The following is a 13,512-nucleotide window of genomic DNA, read 5'->3' as shown; positions in this document are numbered from 1 at the left end:
AGTCCTAAAACCCTTTCGCGAGGAAACTGATTATGTCATTGGATACCACTGATTTTCCGCTGGTGTGGATGCGCCGAAACGGGCGCGATACCCAGGCCGAGCTGGCTGAATTCAGCGCGCTGTTGGCGCGCGCCGAACCCTTTGTCTTGATGACCGACCGCAGCGTCGGCGATGAAGGTGAAGAGCACGATCGCGATGCCCGCACCCTGGTGGCGCTGTGGAAACGCGATAACCGCGAGGCGCTGAAGCTGTGGGTGAAAGGCATGATCATGCTGGAGCCTGACGACGCCAAACGCGCGGCGGCGGAAGAATTCGCCGAATACGGCGCCAAGTTCTGGGGCTATCCGGTGCTGGTGGCCACCGATGAGGCCGCAGGCCGGGTATTGGCGCAGACGTTATTGCTAAAATAAGGGGAATACCATGCACCAGCAACAGGTGATTGAACAGCTGCTGGCCTGGATCGAGCAGAGCCTGGATCAGCCGCTGACGCTGGACGACATTGCCGCCAAGTCCGGCTACTCCAAATGGCATTTGCAGCGGATGTTCAAGCAGCATACCGGCCATATTCTCGGCACTTACGCGCGCCGCAGAAGGCTGACCGCCGCCGCGCGCGAACTGCGCCTGACCGGTACCAGCGTGGCCTGCATCGCCGATACTTACCAGTTCGATTCACAGCAAACCTTCACCCGTTGCTTTCGCAAGCAGTTCGGTCTGCCGCCGGCCAGCTATCGCCGCAGCCAAGATTGGTCGAGCTATGGCCTGCAGCCGCCGCTGCGGCTGACCGAAGCGCCGTTGCCGCAGGCCGATATCGTGACGCTGCCCGCCATGCAGCTGGTGGGCAACACCCAGCGCCGCAGCTTCACGCTGGGGCAGCTGGCGGACTCCAAGTGCGAGCTGCGCCGCCATGCCTGGCGGCAGCTGCTGCAACCGCAGGCGCTGCCGGAGGTGGTGTACGGCCTCACCAGCCTGGAAGTCGACAGGCAACGCCGGGGCTGCCCGCGTATGGCGTATACCGCCGCTTTGCCGGACGAAGGGGCGATGGGGGAGCGGGTGACTATCGAACAGGGAGAGTATGCCCGTTTCACCTATCAGGGGCAGGCGGAAGGGTTACAAAACTTTATTGTCCGATTGTATGACACTGCCATGCCGCAGATGAACGCCATCCGCCGGCCGGGGCAGGATATCGAGCGTTTCTACCCGGCGCAGGAGGGCTGTTGCCCGCTCGGCGGCGCGGCGATCCGCTGTGAATATCTGATCCCCATTCGGCGGGTGGAAGCGTTGGCCGCCGCCAGTTAGGCGGCGGTTCTCGCAAAAAATCGCCTTCGTGGCGCGTCAGGTTACAAAAAATTGCGATATTACATCGGTAATGGTTCACACTTTGATTGATGTGCACATATAATGCGCATCCGGTCAAACCCCCCTGGCTTTTCAGGCCGCAGCGCCGTTGGCTGTCGGCTGAAATTCAACGGGGTAAAGTGGCCGTAGAAACCGATATCCCTAATCGCCAGTGGCCTTGACCAACACGAAGATGAAAATGAGCATTCGCGCGTTATTAACCCTGTTTACGGCACTGGTTGCTTTCAGCCAGGCTGCCTTCGCCGTCGTTTACCCGTTGCCGCCAAAAGACAGCCGTTTGGTGGGCGAGAATATCCAAATCACCGTACCGGAAGACAGCAAGCTGCCGCTGGAGAGCTTTGCCGCCCAGTATCAGATGGGGCTGAGCAACATGCTGGAGGCCAACCCGGGCGTGGATCCGTTCCTGCCGAAGGCCGGCAGCACCCTGACCATCCCGCAGCAGCTGATCCTGCCGGACGCGCCGCGTGAAGGCATCATCATCAACAGCGCCGAAATGCGTCTGTACTACTACCCGAAAGGTTCCAACACCGTGGTGGTGCTGCCGATCGGCATCGGCCAGCTGGGTAAAGACACCCCGCTGAACTGGACCACCACCGTGCAGCGCAAGAAAGACGGCCCAACCTGGACGCCGACCGCCAAAATGCGCGCCGAATACGCGGCTGACGGCGAAATCCTGCCTGCGGTGTTCCCGGCCGGCCCGGACAACCCGATGGGGCTGTATGCGCTGTATGTTGGCCGCCTGTATGCCATCCACGGCACCAACGCCAACTTCGGCATCGGCCTGCGCGTGAGCCACGGCTGCGTGCGTCTGCGCGCCGACGACATCAAGTACCTGTTCGAAAACGTGCCGGTAGGCACCCGCGTGCAGTTCATCAACGAACCGATGAAAGCCACCGTCGAACCGGACGGCTCGCGCTATGTGGAAGTGCACAACCCGCTGTCGGCCAACGAAGAGCAGCTGCAATCCAAGGATCCGGTGCCGCTGACCATTTCCGCACCGGTCGGCAAAGTGCTGATGGACGCCGGTGTTAACCAGAGTGAAGTGGACGCGGCGATCAAAGCCCGTTCCGGTATGCCGGTGAAAGTGAACTGATTGCCTTCCGGCCTCAGTGACAAATGCCAAGAAGACGCCTGCGGGCGTCTTTTTTTATGCAGTTTTGATAGGGACTCAATTGAGCGTAGGCGCAGTTTGTAGAACGCTCTACGCTTGCTCTAAACGCCATCATGGAACTTCATGGCTATATAATAGATGAAGTAGGCCAGAACAAACCCAATGCAAGAAAAAATCGCATAAACAATATGATATGAAGAGTCGGAGAGCAGCGTGAAATAGGCGATGCATAGCAAGGTCATGGTGATGACGGCATAGCTAATCCCTATGATGACTCTTGATATGAGCACTGAAAAAACCTTCATTTCGACACCTTTTCAAAAAATAGCTCGGTAATGCGGTCAAACTCGCCTCTGTTTTTTCGCCAAATCTCTATCGCTTGTTCAAATGGCTTTGTTTTGGGTTCTACCAGAAAATATAAGAGATCCAAATTTCCCGCACGCCTTAAGTTATCGTAAATTTCAGGGTTTCGCTGTCGTAACTGGCGTGAGGTATGGATTGCTCTTGAGTTCATAGCTCCGAGGGTCAGCAGTGACGTTAGGGCATAACCTGTTGCGAGGCGAATAACCACCCGTTCGGAAAGCACCGCCCCTAAGTTAACCATCAGAACCTGATTGCTCACAAACCTACCTGCAATTTTCCCGGATCCTTTTTCAACCCATCTTTTGACTTTATCTACATCGACTTTTTTCAGATATTCGTCAACGACAAGTTTAACGATTTTGGTCAGTGAGTGTTGGTTAGCAAGTCCAGCTTTAATGAGGCGAAGCATTCTTTCTGTGTCATATCGATTTATAGAGCGGTTATCTGTATTGATAAAATCATATGCCAGGTATCCTATATCGACGGGAAAGGAGATAGCCCCTTCGATAAAACCGCCAAAGCAATTACTTTTTGAATTTACAGCGTTCGCCATCTCTTGGGCGATTTCCTTCGCACCTTTTGCCATGACTCAATTCCCTTTTGCTTATCGTCCGGTGACAGTCTACTCAACAGAACTGCCTTTCTCTATACGGAAACTACTTATTCGATTTGCTGAATTGTATCGTAATCGTAGGGGGCGTTGGATTGCAGCCCCAGGAGATCAAAGCGTTGCGCGAGCAGCTATGTTTAAGCCAACCGGTTTTTGCCCGTTATCTGAATACCAGGGTGTCGACCATACAGAAATGGGAGACGGGGGTGAAGCGGCCGGGCGGCGTGTCGCTTAAGCTGCTTTCGATCGTACGCAAGCACGGGCTTGAGGTCTTGTTGTAGTGACCGTTTGGGCTGTCACTATTCTCACATTATCCTCTCTGGCCTTGGCTCTCTGAAATGCCCGCATTGCAATTATTCCAATAAAAACTATCGCTAATTAATAAGTTATATCTTCTCCCTTATCGCCTGCCATTGAAAAAATTCTCGCAAAAAAACCACGCTGTGAAAATAAGATCACACAAGCGTAACAAAAGGTAAACATACCCCTCCTATATTGGCTGCTTCGCTTTTGGGAGGGAGTGTCATGCGTAACTGGAACGAACCGAAAAAGAACAAAGCGCACATCGAACTGATCCCGATGATCGACGTGATGATGTTTTTATTGGTGTTTTTCGTCTTGATTAGCCTGAACGTCATTCCGGCGCTCGGGCTGAAAACGCAGCTGCCGTCCGCCGGCAGTGCGCAGCAGCTGAAACCGCAGAAGAAAGCGATTATCACGCTGGGGGCCGACGAACAGCTGCAGCTGGATGGCCAGCCGATCGCGCTCGGCGCGTTGGTCACTACGCTCAAGCAACAGCAGCAGGCCAACCAGACCACCACCATCATCGTCAACAGCGACAAGGGCGTGGCGGTCGAGCGGCTGGTGGCGGTCATGGACAACCTGCGCCAGGGCGGTTTCTTCTCCGTCTCCATCGCGACACGGAAGCTGTGACATGTATCTGATCTATCGCTCACGTCATCTTTTCAGCTGGCTGCCGGCGCTGATTGTCGCCGGTTGCCTGCTGTTCGCCAGCCAGCAGGCGGCGCTGAAGATCCAGCCGCGCTACGACGAAACTGCCATCGAACTGGCGCTGGTGGAACCTGAACCGGCGCCTGAACCTCAACCGGAAACGCCGCCGGAACCTCAGCCCGAACCGCCGCCGCCCGAGCCGGAGCCGATCCCCGAACCGGTGGTGCCGGCGCCGGAACCGATCGTGGAAGCCAAGCCGGTGCCGAAACCGCAGCCGAAGCCGAAGCCCAAGCCGGTAAAAGAGAAAGCCAAACCGGTAGAGAAACCTAAACCGACGCCGGCGCCCGCCGCGCCGCGCGCGCTGGTCAGCAAACCGGCGGCGCAGCCCGCACCGGCCGCCCCCGCGGCGCCGAAGGTGAACGCGCAGGCGATTGAAAACGGCTATCTGCTGGCCTTGCGCCGCGAGCTGGAACAGCGCAAGCGCTACCCGAGCGGGCGCCAGGCCTCGCTCGAGCGCCCGCAGGGCAACGTCGAAGTGTGGCTGGAGGTCGATCGCAGCGGGCGGGTGCTCTCTTCCGGCATCGCCAACAAAGCCGCCAGCATGCTGCTGAACCGCGCGGCGATGAGCAGCTTGCAAAGCATCAGTTCAGTAAAGCCGTTCCCGAGCGAGGCATTCGCCGGGCAAACAACCAAAAGATTTACCGCGACGTTCAATTATCAGGCGCCTTAGCGCAAGGGTTAATCGTTTGATTTTTATGGGATGCACACAATGAAATCGTTTAATCGTTCTGGGATCTATCTGGCGGTGATGTCGGCGATGCTGCCGGGCGCCGCGCTGGCGGCCGACGCCACCGATGTCGGCACCATCAGCGTCAAGGGGCAGTCGCTCGGCGGCGGCATGATGGTGCAGGATGACAGCGCCAAGGCGCGTTCCACCGTCACCAAAGAGGCGATGGACAAAATGCCGTCGGCGGCCAATGCCATTGATAAGCTGAAATACACGCCGGGCCTGAACGTCAACAGCAACGACGCCAGCGGCCTGAGCGGCGTGGACTACACCATGCGCGGCATGAACTCGGATCAGATCGGCCTGTCGATGGACGGTATTCCGATCAACGACTCCGGCAACTACGCGGTATACCCGAACCTGCTCGGCGATGCGGAAAACCTGGAGGAGGTGTTCGTCACCCAAGGGTCTTCCGAAGCGGACGGCCCGCACATCGGCTCCAGCGGCGGCAACATCGGCCTGGTGACGCGCCGCCCGGCGAAAGACTTCGGCGGTTTCGTCAAGCAAACGCTGGGCAGCAACAGCCTGAGCAAAACCTTTGCCCGCCTGGAGACCGGCGAGTACAACGGCTTCAGCAACTGGCTCTCCTATTCGCACACCGAAGCGAAGAAGTGGCGCGGCGAGGGGCGACTGTATTCCGACAAGTTCGAGATGAACTCGCTGTACGAAGACGGCAACGGCAACAGCAGCAACCTGGTGATGAAGTACAACCGCCAGAACAACACCAACTACAACACTCTGAGCAAGGCGCAGTTCCAAAACGACGGCCGTGACACCGACTACGTCACCACACCGGAGTACAACAGCAAAGGGCAGTTGAACAAGTACTACAAGATTGAACGCAACCCGTTCGAAACCTTCACGCTGTCGTTCACCCAGAAGCTGCAGCTGCGCGATAACCTGTCGCTGACTCTGCAACCGTATTACTACTGGGGCAACGGCGGCAGCTTCAACGGCCAGACGGCCTCGGTGCTGTCCAGCACGTCGGACAAGGCCGGGCAGTATGACCTCAGCAACCTGCAGTCCAACACCTATTACCGCCCGTCGTGGACCCAAACCTGGCGGCCGGGCATCACCACCAAGCTGAAGTGGGACATCAACGATCAGCACAGCCTGGACATCGGTTACTGGTACGAGCGCGCGCGCCAGCTGCAGACCCAACCGTTCATCAGCATCAAAGATGATGGCAATCCGGCGCAAATCTCGGGCAAACCGGGCGGATCCGATCAGGTGAAGGACGCCAACGGCAATACGGTGCAGGGGCGCAACCAGTACACCATCACCCCGGCGCAGAAGGTGTGGCTGCAGGACACCTGGTTCGCCACGCCGGACTGGACCTTCGTCGGCGGCCTGGCCTATCAGTACGTGGAGCGCAAAGGGGACAACCGCGGCAGCCTGTACAACGTGCCGGAGAAGCGCAAAGCCACCTATCATGAATTCCTGCCGAACTTCAGCGCCAGCTATAAGGTGAACCAGGAAAACCAGGTGTTCTACAACCTGACGCGCAACATGCGCACGCCGCCAAACTACGTGCTGTACAACGTCGGCGACTCGCTCAGCACCAAGCCGGAACTCAGCTGGAACCACGAACTGGGCTGGCGTTTCCAGCAAGAGGACATGCTGCTGAGCGCCACGTTGTTCTACATGCGCTACAGCGATCGCCAGATCTCCACCACCAACTCGGCCGGCGATTACGAGATGATGAACATCGGCAATGTGGAGAACAAAGGGCTGGAGCTGGAGTGGAGCGGCCAACTGCCGCATAACTTCAACTACTACACCTCATATACCTATACCCAATCGAAGCAGAAGAGCGACATCGTCAGCAACGGCGGGCAGCCGCTGCCGACCTCCGGCAAAGAGGTGCCGAACGTGCCGAAAAACCTGCTGAACATGACGTTGGGTTATGACGACGGGCTGTATTACGGCAGCGTCAGCGGCAAGTACGTCAGTGCGTTCTACGGCGATCTGACCAACGACGAGAAGATCGGCGGCCGCACGGTGTTCGATCTGGCGGCGGGGGTGCATCTGCCCGTGGACAAGAAAATCGTCAAAAGCGCCGCGCTGCGCTTTGGCATCAGCAACCTGTTTGACAAGGAATACCTGACCTCGGTGCGCACCACCACCTTCAACGCGGCGCCGTACGGCGGCGTGAAGGCCAGCACGCCGTATTACAACGTCGGCGAAGAACGCACCTTCAGCGTCTCGCTGGAAGCCACCTTTTAACTGAATACCCCGCCGCCTGCCCGGCGGCGGGGAAGAGGAGCCCTGTATGGACGCCAATCTGTTGCACGACATTATTTTCTACGTGATGTACGCCGCGCTGGCGATCGCGCTGGTGATCATCATCGAACGCACGCTGTACTTCGCCTATACCCAACGCCAGGCGCGCCGGCTGGAGCAGGCGCTGACGCCGGACGTGCGCCGCGCCGCCGATCTGCCGGACGAGCTGACCCAGCGTAACAGCCTGCCGATGGCGGTGATCGCGCCGGTATTGGCGCAGAAGCACCGCGCCGGCGACCGCGAGGCGATCGGCGATCTGATCGACGCCCAGTACCTGCTGAGCAAGCCGCCGATGGCGCGCGGCCTGTGGCTGCTGGAAACCGTGGTCACCGCTGCGCCGCTGCTGGGGTTGCTCGGCACGGTGATGGGGATCATCGAAACCTTCAAGGCGCTGGCCGCCTCGGGGGTGTCCGAGCCGAGCCTGGTGTCGGCCGGGATGGGCACCGCGCTGTACGCCACTGGCCTCGGCATCGCCATCGCGCTGCTGTGCCTGGTGGCCAACAACTTCCTGCAGAGCCGCATGGAGCGCATCAACGAGCTGCTGAAGGTGCTGCTGATCCGCGCCGGTCAGCCGACCAGCCGCCCGGAGAACGGCAGCGGCGAACAATGGGTTGACAGCGGAGCGCCGCGCTATGCCTAATGGCCATCCAGTACGGCGGCCGCTCGGCCGCCTTTATGCGGCATTGTGGAGCGGTTGTTTGTTGATGTTGAGCCAGAGCGCTGCGGCGCGTTTTGCGATTCCCGGCTATGAGCTGGTGTACACCGCGCCGGTGGAAACCGCGCTGCAGGCCGACGACCTGCGCAACACCGCCGAGGTGTGGCGCGAGATGTTCGACGCGGCGAAAACCCGCATCGACCTGGGGCAGTTTTACGTGGCGAATCAGGACGGTTCGCTGCTGGACGGTGTGCTGCAGCACCTGAAGGCGGCCGGTGAGCGCGGGGTGAAAATCCGCTTTTTGGTGGAAGAGAAGGGCATTCGCATTTCTACCGCCGAAACGCTGGAACAGCTGAAGGCGATCCCCAATCTGGAGCTGCGCATCATTCCTTACCAGAAGCTGAGCGGCGGCATTCTGCACGCCAAATATCTGCTGGTGGACGGCGAACAGGCGTTCGTCGGCAGCCAGAATTTCGACTGGCGCGCGCTGGAGCACATTCACGAAACCGGGCTGCGCATCAGCGACGCCAAGGTGGTGGGGCAGATCCAGGCGATCTTCGAACAGGACTGGCAGGCGCAGGCGCTGTTGTCGCAGGCTAAGCCGGTGCCGGCGTTGCCCGATTCGCCGCCGACGGCGCAGCCGCAGGGCAACTATCTGGTGGCCAGCCCGCGCGCCTACAACCCGGCAGGGGTGATTGACTCGCAGGCCGAGCTGCCGCGCTTGCTGGCCGGCGCCAAACGGCGGGTGCGGGTGCAGGTGATGGACTACGCGCCGTTGTCGTTTGGCCCGGAGCGCAGCCGCCCCTTCTACGCGGTGATCGACAACGCGCTGCGCGGTGCGGCGGCGCGCGGCGTGCAGATCGAGCTGATGGTGGCCAACTGGAACACCAAAAAGCCGGATATCGCCTGGCTGAAGAGCCTGGCGCTGGTGCCGAACGTGCAGATAAAAGTGGTGACCATTCCGCCGGCCAGCAGCGGTTTCATTCCGTTTGCCCGCGTGATCCACAGCAAGCTGATGACCATCGACGATGAGATTGCTTGGGTGGGTACCAGCAACTGGACCGGCGGCTATCTGGACAACTCACGCAATCTGGAGCTGGTGATGCACAGCGCGGCGATGAGCGGGCGGTTGGACCAGCTGTACCAACAGCTGTGGAACAGCGTCTACGCCGAACCGCTGCGGCTGGATTACGACTACCCGACGCCCAAGCCGGGCGGCGAATCCTGATAAGCAGGGCGCGGTTAATCCCCGCGCCCTGTGTTTTTTTACCGCCGCCAGCCGGCCTGCTCCAGCGCCGTCACCAGCTGCTCGGCGCCCAATCCTTCCGCCCGGTGGCCGTTGCCGCTGACGGTATTGGCCGCCAGCAGCGCATTGACGATCGCTTCTTCCACCGCTTCCGCCGCCGCGGCGAACAGCGCCGAAATGTAGTCGTTGTTCACCATGCGCAGCGGCGTGGTGAAGGCGCCTTTATTGGCGTAGTCGGCGGGCGGCAGGCCGTCGTTGCCGGTGGCGAAGGCGATGAAAATGTCGCCGCTCGAATCCTCGGTGCCGCCGCCGGTGCGGGCGATGCCGATGCTGGCGCGCTGCGCCAGCCGCGTACACTGGTGCGGCAGCAGCGGCGCGTCGGTCGCCAGCGCCACCACGATGGAGCCCATGCCGGGATGCGGCAACTGCGGCGTGAACGGCGAGGGGAGATGCCCCAGATGCCGGCCCACCGGGTAACCGCCGACCAGCAACGACTCGCGCTTGCCGTGGTTGGCCTGCACGATGGCGCCCACCGTCCAGCCGCCCTGATCGGCGGGCAAGCGGCGCGACGCGGTGCCGCTGCCGCCTTTGAACTCATGGCAGATCATGCCGCTGCCGCCGCCGACCGCGCCTTCCTGCGGCAAGCCGCCTTGAGCCGCCTGCTGTGCCTGGCGCACGTGCTCAGCCTTGACGTGAAAGCCGTTGATGTCGTTGAGCAGGCCGTCGAAGGTTTCCATCACCACCGGCATATTCCAGTACACCGCATTGTCGCTCGCGGGCAGCGCTTCACGCTCCAGCGCGATCAGTGCATCGCGCACCACGCCCACGCTGTGGGTGTTGGTGAAGGCGATCGGGCTGGTCAGCAGGCCCGCTTCGCGTACCCATTCCAGGCCGGTGGCGTCGCCGTTGCCGTTCAGCACGTGCACGCCGGCAAAGCAGGGGGCGTGGCGGGCGGAGCCGGGGCGCGGTTCGATCACCGTCACGCCGGTGCGCACGCTGCGCCCGTCCGCTAAATCGGCATGAATGCTGGCATGGCCGACGCGCACGCCGGGCACGTCGGTGATGGCGTTCAGCGGGCCGGGCGTGCCCTGTCCGATGATGATGCCCAGATCCTGAGCGCGCTGCGTCATGGTTATTCTCCTTCTATTGAGGGGGCGGCCAAGGGCGCCGTCTGGCGGCCGCGCAGATGGTTTAGCGCCAGCCCGAAGCCGATGATGCCGGCAATGATAATAAAGTCTTTCAGGCTGCTGGCGATCAAAATCGTCCACAGCACGTACAGGCAGCACAGCAGTGCCACCACCACCGGCAACGGCCACAGCGGCATCAGGTACGGATGGTGGAAGTGGCGGCGACGGCGACTGATCAGCGCCGCCACCGCCATGATGATGTACACCAGCAGCAGCAGGATCACGGTGAACGAGGTCAGCGATTCGAGATCGGAGCAAAACGCCAGCAGCGCCGAGGGCACGCCGAACAGCAGGGTGGCGATCCAGGGGGTGCCGAAGCGCGGGTGGATGATTTTCAGCGCCCGGTTGAACGCCGGCAGCCAGAAGCCATCACGTCCGCTGGCGAACATCATGCGGCTGAACTGCGCCACGATGGCGATAATGGCGTTGAACACCGACAGATAGATTGCGCCACTCACCACCCGCGCCAGCGTCGGGCCGCCGAGCTGGGTGACCACGTAGCCGACCGGATCGGCCTGTTTGGCCATCTCCGCCAGCGACGGCGAGCCGATCAGCAGGGCGGTGAACGGCACCAGTTCCACCAGCACCACGATGACCAGCGTCAGCATGATCGCGACCGCCATCGGTTTGCCCTGCTCGCGCATATCTTCCGCCATGTACACCGCCGCGCCGTAGCCGTTGTAGGAGAACAGCGCGACCCCGACCATGGCGACGATCAGCGGCAGCGAAACCGGCGCCAGGCTGCCCTGCGCGTCCAGCATCACCGGCGCGGTGAGGATCTCCGCGCTTTGATGCGGATGGCTGAAGCCGAGCCAGGCGATCAGCGCCAGCACCGCCACTTCCACCACCAGAAAGGCGCCGGTCAGCAGGGCGTTGGCCTTGATGTTGAAAATGGCGCAGGCGCCGCCGATCAGCACGGTGATCATGCCGGCGGTGGAGGCGTCGAATGAGGTGCCCAGCGCGGTATTCAGGTAAGGCACCGCGCCGGTGGCCAGTACCGCCGGCACGAACAGCGCGGCGCTGAGAATAAACAGATAGGTCTGCAACCCGCACAGGGTGCCGAACAGGCGTTTGATGATGCTGTATTCGCCGCCGGCGCTGGGGTGCGCGGCGCCGAGCTCGGCATAGCACAGCGCGATGGTGGCGGCGACGCAGGCGGCGATCAGAAACGACAGAAAGGCGCCGCTGCCGGCGTTGGCGATCGCCAGCGGCGCGATAACGAAGATCGAACTGGCCGGCGTCACGCCGGACGCGGTGATCATCACCACGTCGAGGACGCTGAGATTGCCTTTGAAGGTGTGTTCAGGGGCGGACTCTTTCATGGGATAACGACTCCATTAACGTGTGAGTGAGTTATTGTTTTGCTGCACAGGCTGTACGCAGGAATCAAATGGAGCGCGCGAAATGCCGGGGAGCGTTGCTCCCCGGAAGTTTATTGTTCTTATGTGTTACCCCTGCCCCGACGGGAAGCTGAAGCTGGCGCGGCGGGCATCGCCGGAGGCCGGCCAGCGCTGGGTCACGGTCTTGCGTTTGGTGTAGAACCTGACGGCGTCCGGGCCGTAGGCGTGCAGATCGCCAAACAGCGAGCGCTTCCAGCCGCCGAACGAGTGGTAGGCCACCGGCACCGGCAGCGCCACGTTGATCCCCACCATGCCGACCTGAATGCGGCTGGAAAAGTAGCGCGCCGCTTCGCCGTCGCGGGTGAACAGGCAGGTGCCGTTGCCGTATTCGTGTGCGTCGATCATGGCCATCGCCTCCGGCAGCGATGCCGCGCGCACCACGCCGAGCACCGGGCCGAAGATCTCTTCCTGATAGATGCGCATGCCGGGCGTCACGCGATCGAACAGCGTCGGGCCGAGGAAATACCCCTGGCTGGGGCGGCCGTCGGCGCCGATCACGCTCAGTTCGCGGCCGTCCACCAGCAGCTCGGCGCCTTCGGCCACGCCCTGATCGATATAGCCTTTTACCTTCTGATAATGCTGTTGGGTCACCAGCGGCCCCATGTCGTTGCGGTTGTCGCTGCCGGGGCCGACGCGCATGGCGGCCATCTGTTGCCGCAGCCCGGCGATCAGCGCGTCGGCGGTGCCGTCGCCCACCGCCACCACCAGCGGGATGGCCATGCAGCGCTGGCCGCAGGAGCCGAAGGCGGCACCCATCAGCGCGCCGACCGCGCCGGAGATGTCGGCGTCCGGCAGCACCACCGCGTGGTTCTTGGCGCCGCCCAGCGCCTGCACCCGTTTGTTCTGGCCGCAGCCGGTGTGATAGATGTGCTCCGCCACCGGCGTCGAACCGACGAAGCTTATCGCTTTGACGCGCCCGTCATGCAGCAGCGTCTCCACCGCTTCGCGGTCGCCGTTGACCACGTTGAGCACCCCCGGTGGCAGCCCGGCCTCCGCCGCCAGCCGCGCGATATACAGCGCGGCGGAAGGCACGCGCTCGGAAGGCTTCAGCACGAAGGTGTTGCCGCAGGCGACCGCCATTGGCCACATCCACAGCGGCACCATCGCCGGGAAGTTGAACGGGGTGATGCCCGCCACCACCCCCAGCGGCTGAAACTCGCTCCAGCTGTCGATGCCCGGGCCTGCCTCTTTGCTGTGTTCACCCTTCAGCAGTTCCGGCACATAGCTGGCGTATTCGATATTCTCAATGCCGCGCTGCAGTTCGCCCAGGGCGTCGCTGAGCACCTTGCCGTGCTCGGCGGTGATTAACTGGCAGATGGCGTCGGCGTGTTGCTCCAGCAGATCCTTGAGCTTCATCATGATGCGCGCGCGCTTCAGCGGAGGGGTATCGCGCCAGGCGGGATAAGCCTGTTCGGCGGCGGCGATGGCGCGCTCCACCGTGGCGCGGTCGGCCAACTGCACCTCCTGCGCCGATTGGCCGGTGGCCGGGTCGTAAACCGGCTGGCTGCGTTCGCCGCCGGCGGCGGGCTCGCCGTTGATCCAATGGGTGATGGTCATGGTTCT

General features: G+C 61.5%; 12 protein-coding genes and 1 pseudogene. 9 read left to right on the top strand and 4 right to left on the bottom strand.

Going from position 1 to position 13,512, the window contains the following annotated elements:
* Positions 1 to 32 precede the first annotated feature (32 nt).
* The 3 genes from ACJ8J5_RS07915 to ACJ8J5_RS07905 all read left to right on the top strand — a co-directional run bounded on the left by ACJ8J5_RS07915 (position 33) and on the right by ACJ8J5_RS07905 (position 2,449).
* On the top strand, positions 33 to 410 hold the full coding sequence (locus ACJ8J5_RS07915; RefSeq protein WP_414104718.1) for a hypothetical protein: 378 nt from the start codon (positions 33 to 35) through the stop codon (positions 408 to 410).
* A 10-nt stretch (positions 411 to 420) separates the two neighbouring features.
* Complete coding sequence (locus ACJ8J5_RS07910) at positions 421 to 1,296, top strand: helix-turn-helix domain-containing protein (protein ID WP_414104719.1); 876 nt, start codon at positions 421 to 423, stop codon at positions 1,294 to 1,296.
* Between the two features lie 232 nt (positions 1,297 to 1,528).
* Positions 1,529 to 2,449 (top strand): L,D-transpeptidase family protein, encoded by a 921-nt coding sequence (locus ACJ8J5_RS07905; protein ID WP_025305160.1) that lies wholly within the window; start codon positions 1,529 to 1,531, stop codon positions 2,447 to 2,449.
* 319 nt (positions 2,450 to 2,768) lie between these two features.
* Here the strand turns inward: ACJ8J5_RS07905 and ACJ8J5_RS07900 are convergent, their stop codons facing one another.
* On the bottom strand, positions 2,769 to 3,416 hold the full coding sequence (locus ACJ8J5_RS07900) for a hypothetical protein (RefSeq protein WP_414104720.1): 648 nt from the start codon (positions 3,414 to 3,416) through the stop codon (positions 2,769 to 2,771).
* Between the two features lie 119 nt (positions 3,417 to 3,535).
* Between ACJ8J5_RS07900 and ACJ8J5_RS07895 the strand changes: the two are divergent.
* From ACJ8J5_RS07895 to ACJ8J5_RS07870, 6 genes and pseudogenes are all read left to right on the top strand, one after another.
* A pseudogene (locus ACJ8J5_RS07895) lies at positions 3,536 to 3,721 on the top strand (helix-turn-helix domain-containing protein); the annotation flags it as partial.
* 244 nt (positions 3,722 to 3,965) lie between these two features.
* Positions 3,966 to 4,373, top strand: coding sequence for an ExbD/TolR family protein (locus tag ACJ8J5_RS07890; protein ID WP_049207797.1), 408 nt, complete (start codon positions 3,966 to 3,968; stop codon positions 4,371 to 4,373).
* Between the two features lies 1 nt (position 4,374).
* Positions 4,375 to 5,121: an energy transducer TonB family protein gene (locus tag ACJ8J5_RS07885; RefSeq protein ID WP_414104721.1), complete on the top strand. Its 747-nt coding sequence runs from the start codon at positions 4,375 to 4,377 to the stop codon at positions 5,119 to 5,121.
* Positions 5,122 to 5,160: 39 nt separating this feature from the next.
* Positions 5,161 to 7,404 carry a TonB-dependent receptor family protein gene (locus ACJ8J5_RS07880; protein WP_049204587.1) on the top strand — a complete coding sequence of 748 codons (2,244 nt, stop codon included), beginning with the start codon at positions 5,161 to 5,163 and terminating at the stop codon, positions 7,402 to 7,404.
* Between the two features lie 46 nt (positions 7,405 to 7,450).
* Positions 7,451 to 8,101, top strand: a complete 651-nt coding sequence (locus ACJ8J5_RS07875; protein WP_089196478.1) for a MotA/TolQ/ExbB proton channel family protein — start codon at positions 7,451 to 7,453, stop codon at positions 8,099 to 8,101.
* On the top strand, positions 8,094 to 9,344 hold the full coding sequence (locus ACJ8J5_RS07870; protein WP_414104722.1) for a phospholipase D-like domain-containing protein: 1,251 nt from the start codon (positions 8,094 to 8,096) through the stop codon (positions 9,342 to 9,344). Before ACJ8J5_RS07875 ends, ACJ8J5_RS07870 begins: the two co-directional genes overlap by 8 nt.
* A gap of 38 nt (positions 9,345 to 9,382) precedes the next feature.
* Here the strand turns inward: ACJ8J5_RS07870 and ACJ8J5_RS07865 are convergent, their stop codons facing one another.
* The 3 genes from ACJ8J5_RS07865 to ACJ8J5_RS07855 all read right to left on the bottom strand — a co-directional run bounded on the left by ACJ8J5_RS07865 (position 9,383) and on the right by ACJ8J5_RS07855 (position 13,506).
* Positions 9,383 to 10,492 carry a DmpA family aminopeptidase gene (locus ACJ8J5_RS07865; protein ID WP_414104723.1) on the bottom strand — a complete coding sequence of 370 codons (1,110 nt, stop codon included), beginning with the start codon at positions 10,490 to 10,492 and terminating at the stop codon, positions 9,383 to 9,385.
* Between the two features lie 2 nt (positions 10,493 to 10,494).
* On the bottom strand, positions 10,495 to 11,871 hold the full coding sequence (locus tag ACJ8J5_RS07860; protein ID WP_060434122.1) for an APC family permease: 1,377 nt from the start codon (positions 11,869 to 11,871) through the stop codon (positions 10,495 to 10,497).
* 126 nt (positions 11,872 to 11,997) lie between these two features.
* Positions 11,998 to 13,506: a CoA-acylating methylmalonate-semialdehyde dehydrogenase gene (locus ACJ8J5_RS07855; RefSeq protein ID WP_368908912.1), complete on the bottom strand. Its 1,509-nt coding sequence runs from the start codon at positions 13,504 to 13,506 to the stop codon at positions 11,998 to 12,000.
* Between the last annotated feature and the right edge of the window lie 6 nt (positions 13,507 to 13,512).

Source organism: Serratia sp. CY43202 (assembly GCF_052168755.1).
In the GTDB taxonomy this organism is placed as follows: domain Bacteria; phylum Pseudomonadota; class Gammaproteobacteria; order Enterobacterales; family Enterobacteriaceae; genus Serratia; species Serratia bockelmannii.
Note: the sequence above shows the minus strand (reverse complement) of the source record. Positions and strands in the feature narration are given on the sequence as shown.

Bases quoted from the DNA above. Each gene is read 5' to 3' on its own strand.
- ACJ8J5_RS07870 (WP_414104722.1), top strand. From the start codon at position 8,094: ATGCCTAATGGCCATCCAGTACGGCGGCCGCTCGGCCGCCTTTATGCG.
- ACJ8J5_RS07915 (WP_414104718.1), top strand. From the start codon at position 33: ATGTCATTGGATACCACTGATTTTCCGCTGGTGTGGATGCGCCGAAAC.
- ACJ8J5_RS07890 (WP_049207797.1), top strand. From the start codon at position 3,966: ATGCGTAACTGGAACGAACCGAAAAAGAACAAAGCGCACATCGAACTG.
- ACJ8J5_RS07860 (WP_060434122.1), bottom strand. From the start codon at position 11,871: ATGAAAGAGTCCGCCCCTGAACACACCTTCAAAGGCAATCTCAGCGTC.
- ACJ8J5_RS07865 (WP_414104723.1), bottom strand. From the start codon at position 10,492: ATGACGCAGCGCGCTCAGGATCTGGGCATCATCATCGGACAGGGCACG.
- ACJ8J5_RS07855 (WP_368908912.1), bottom strand. From the start codon at position 13,506: ATGACCATCACCCATTGGATCAACGGCGAGCCCGCCGCCGGCGGCGAA.
- ACJ8J5_RS07910 (WP_414104719.1), top strand. From the start codon at position 421: ATGCACCAGCAACAGGTGATTGAACAGCTGCTGGCCTGGATCGAGCAG.
- ACJ8J5_RS07875 (WP_089196478.1), top strand. From the start codon at position 7,451: ATGGACGCCAATCTGTTGCACGACATTATTTTCTACGTGATGTACGCC.
- ACJ8J5_RS07885 (WP_414104721.1), top strand. From the start codon at position 4,375: ATGTATCTGATCTATCGCTCACGTCATCTTTTCAGCTGGCTGCCGGCG.
- ACJ8J5_RS07880 (WP_049204587.1), top strand. From the start codon at position 5,161: ATGAAATCGTTTAATCGTTCTGGGATCTATCTGGCGGTGATGTCGGCG.
- ACJ8J5_RS07900 (WP_414104720.1), bottom strand. From the start codon at position 3,416: ATGGCAAAAGGTGCGAAGGAAATCGCCCAAGAGATGGCGAACGCTGTA.
- ACJ8J5_RS07905 (WP_025305160.1), top strand. From the start codon at position 1,529: ATGAAAATGAGCATTCGCGCGTTATTAACCCTGTTTACGGCACTGGTT.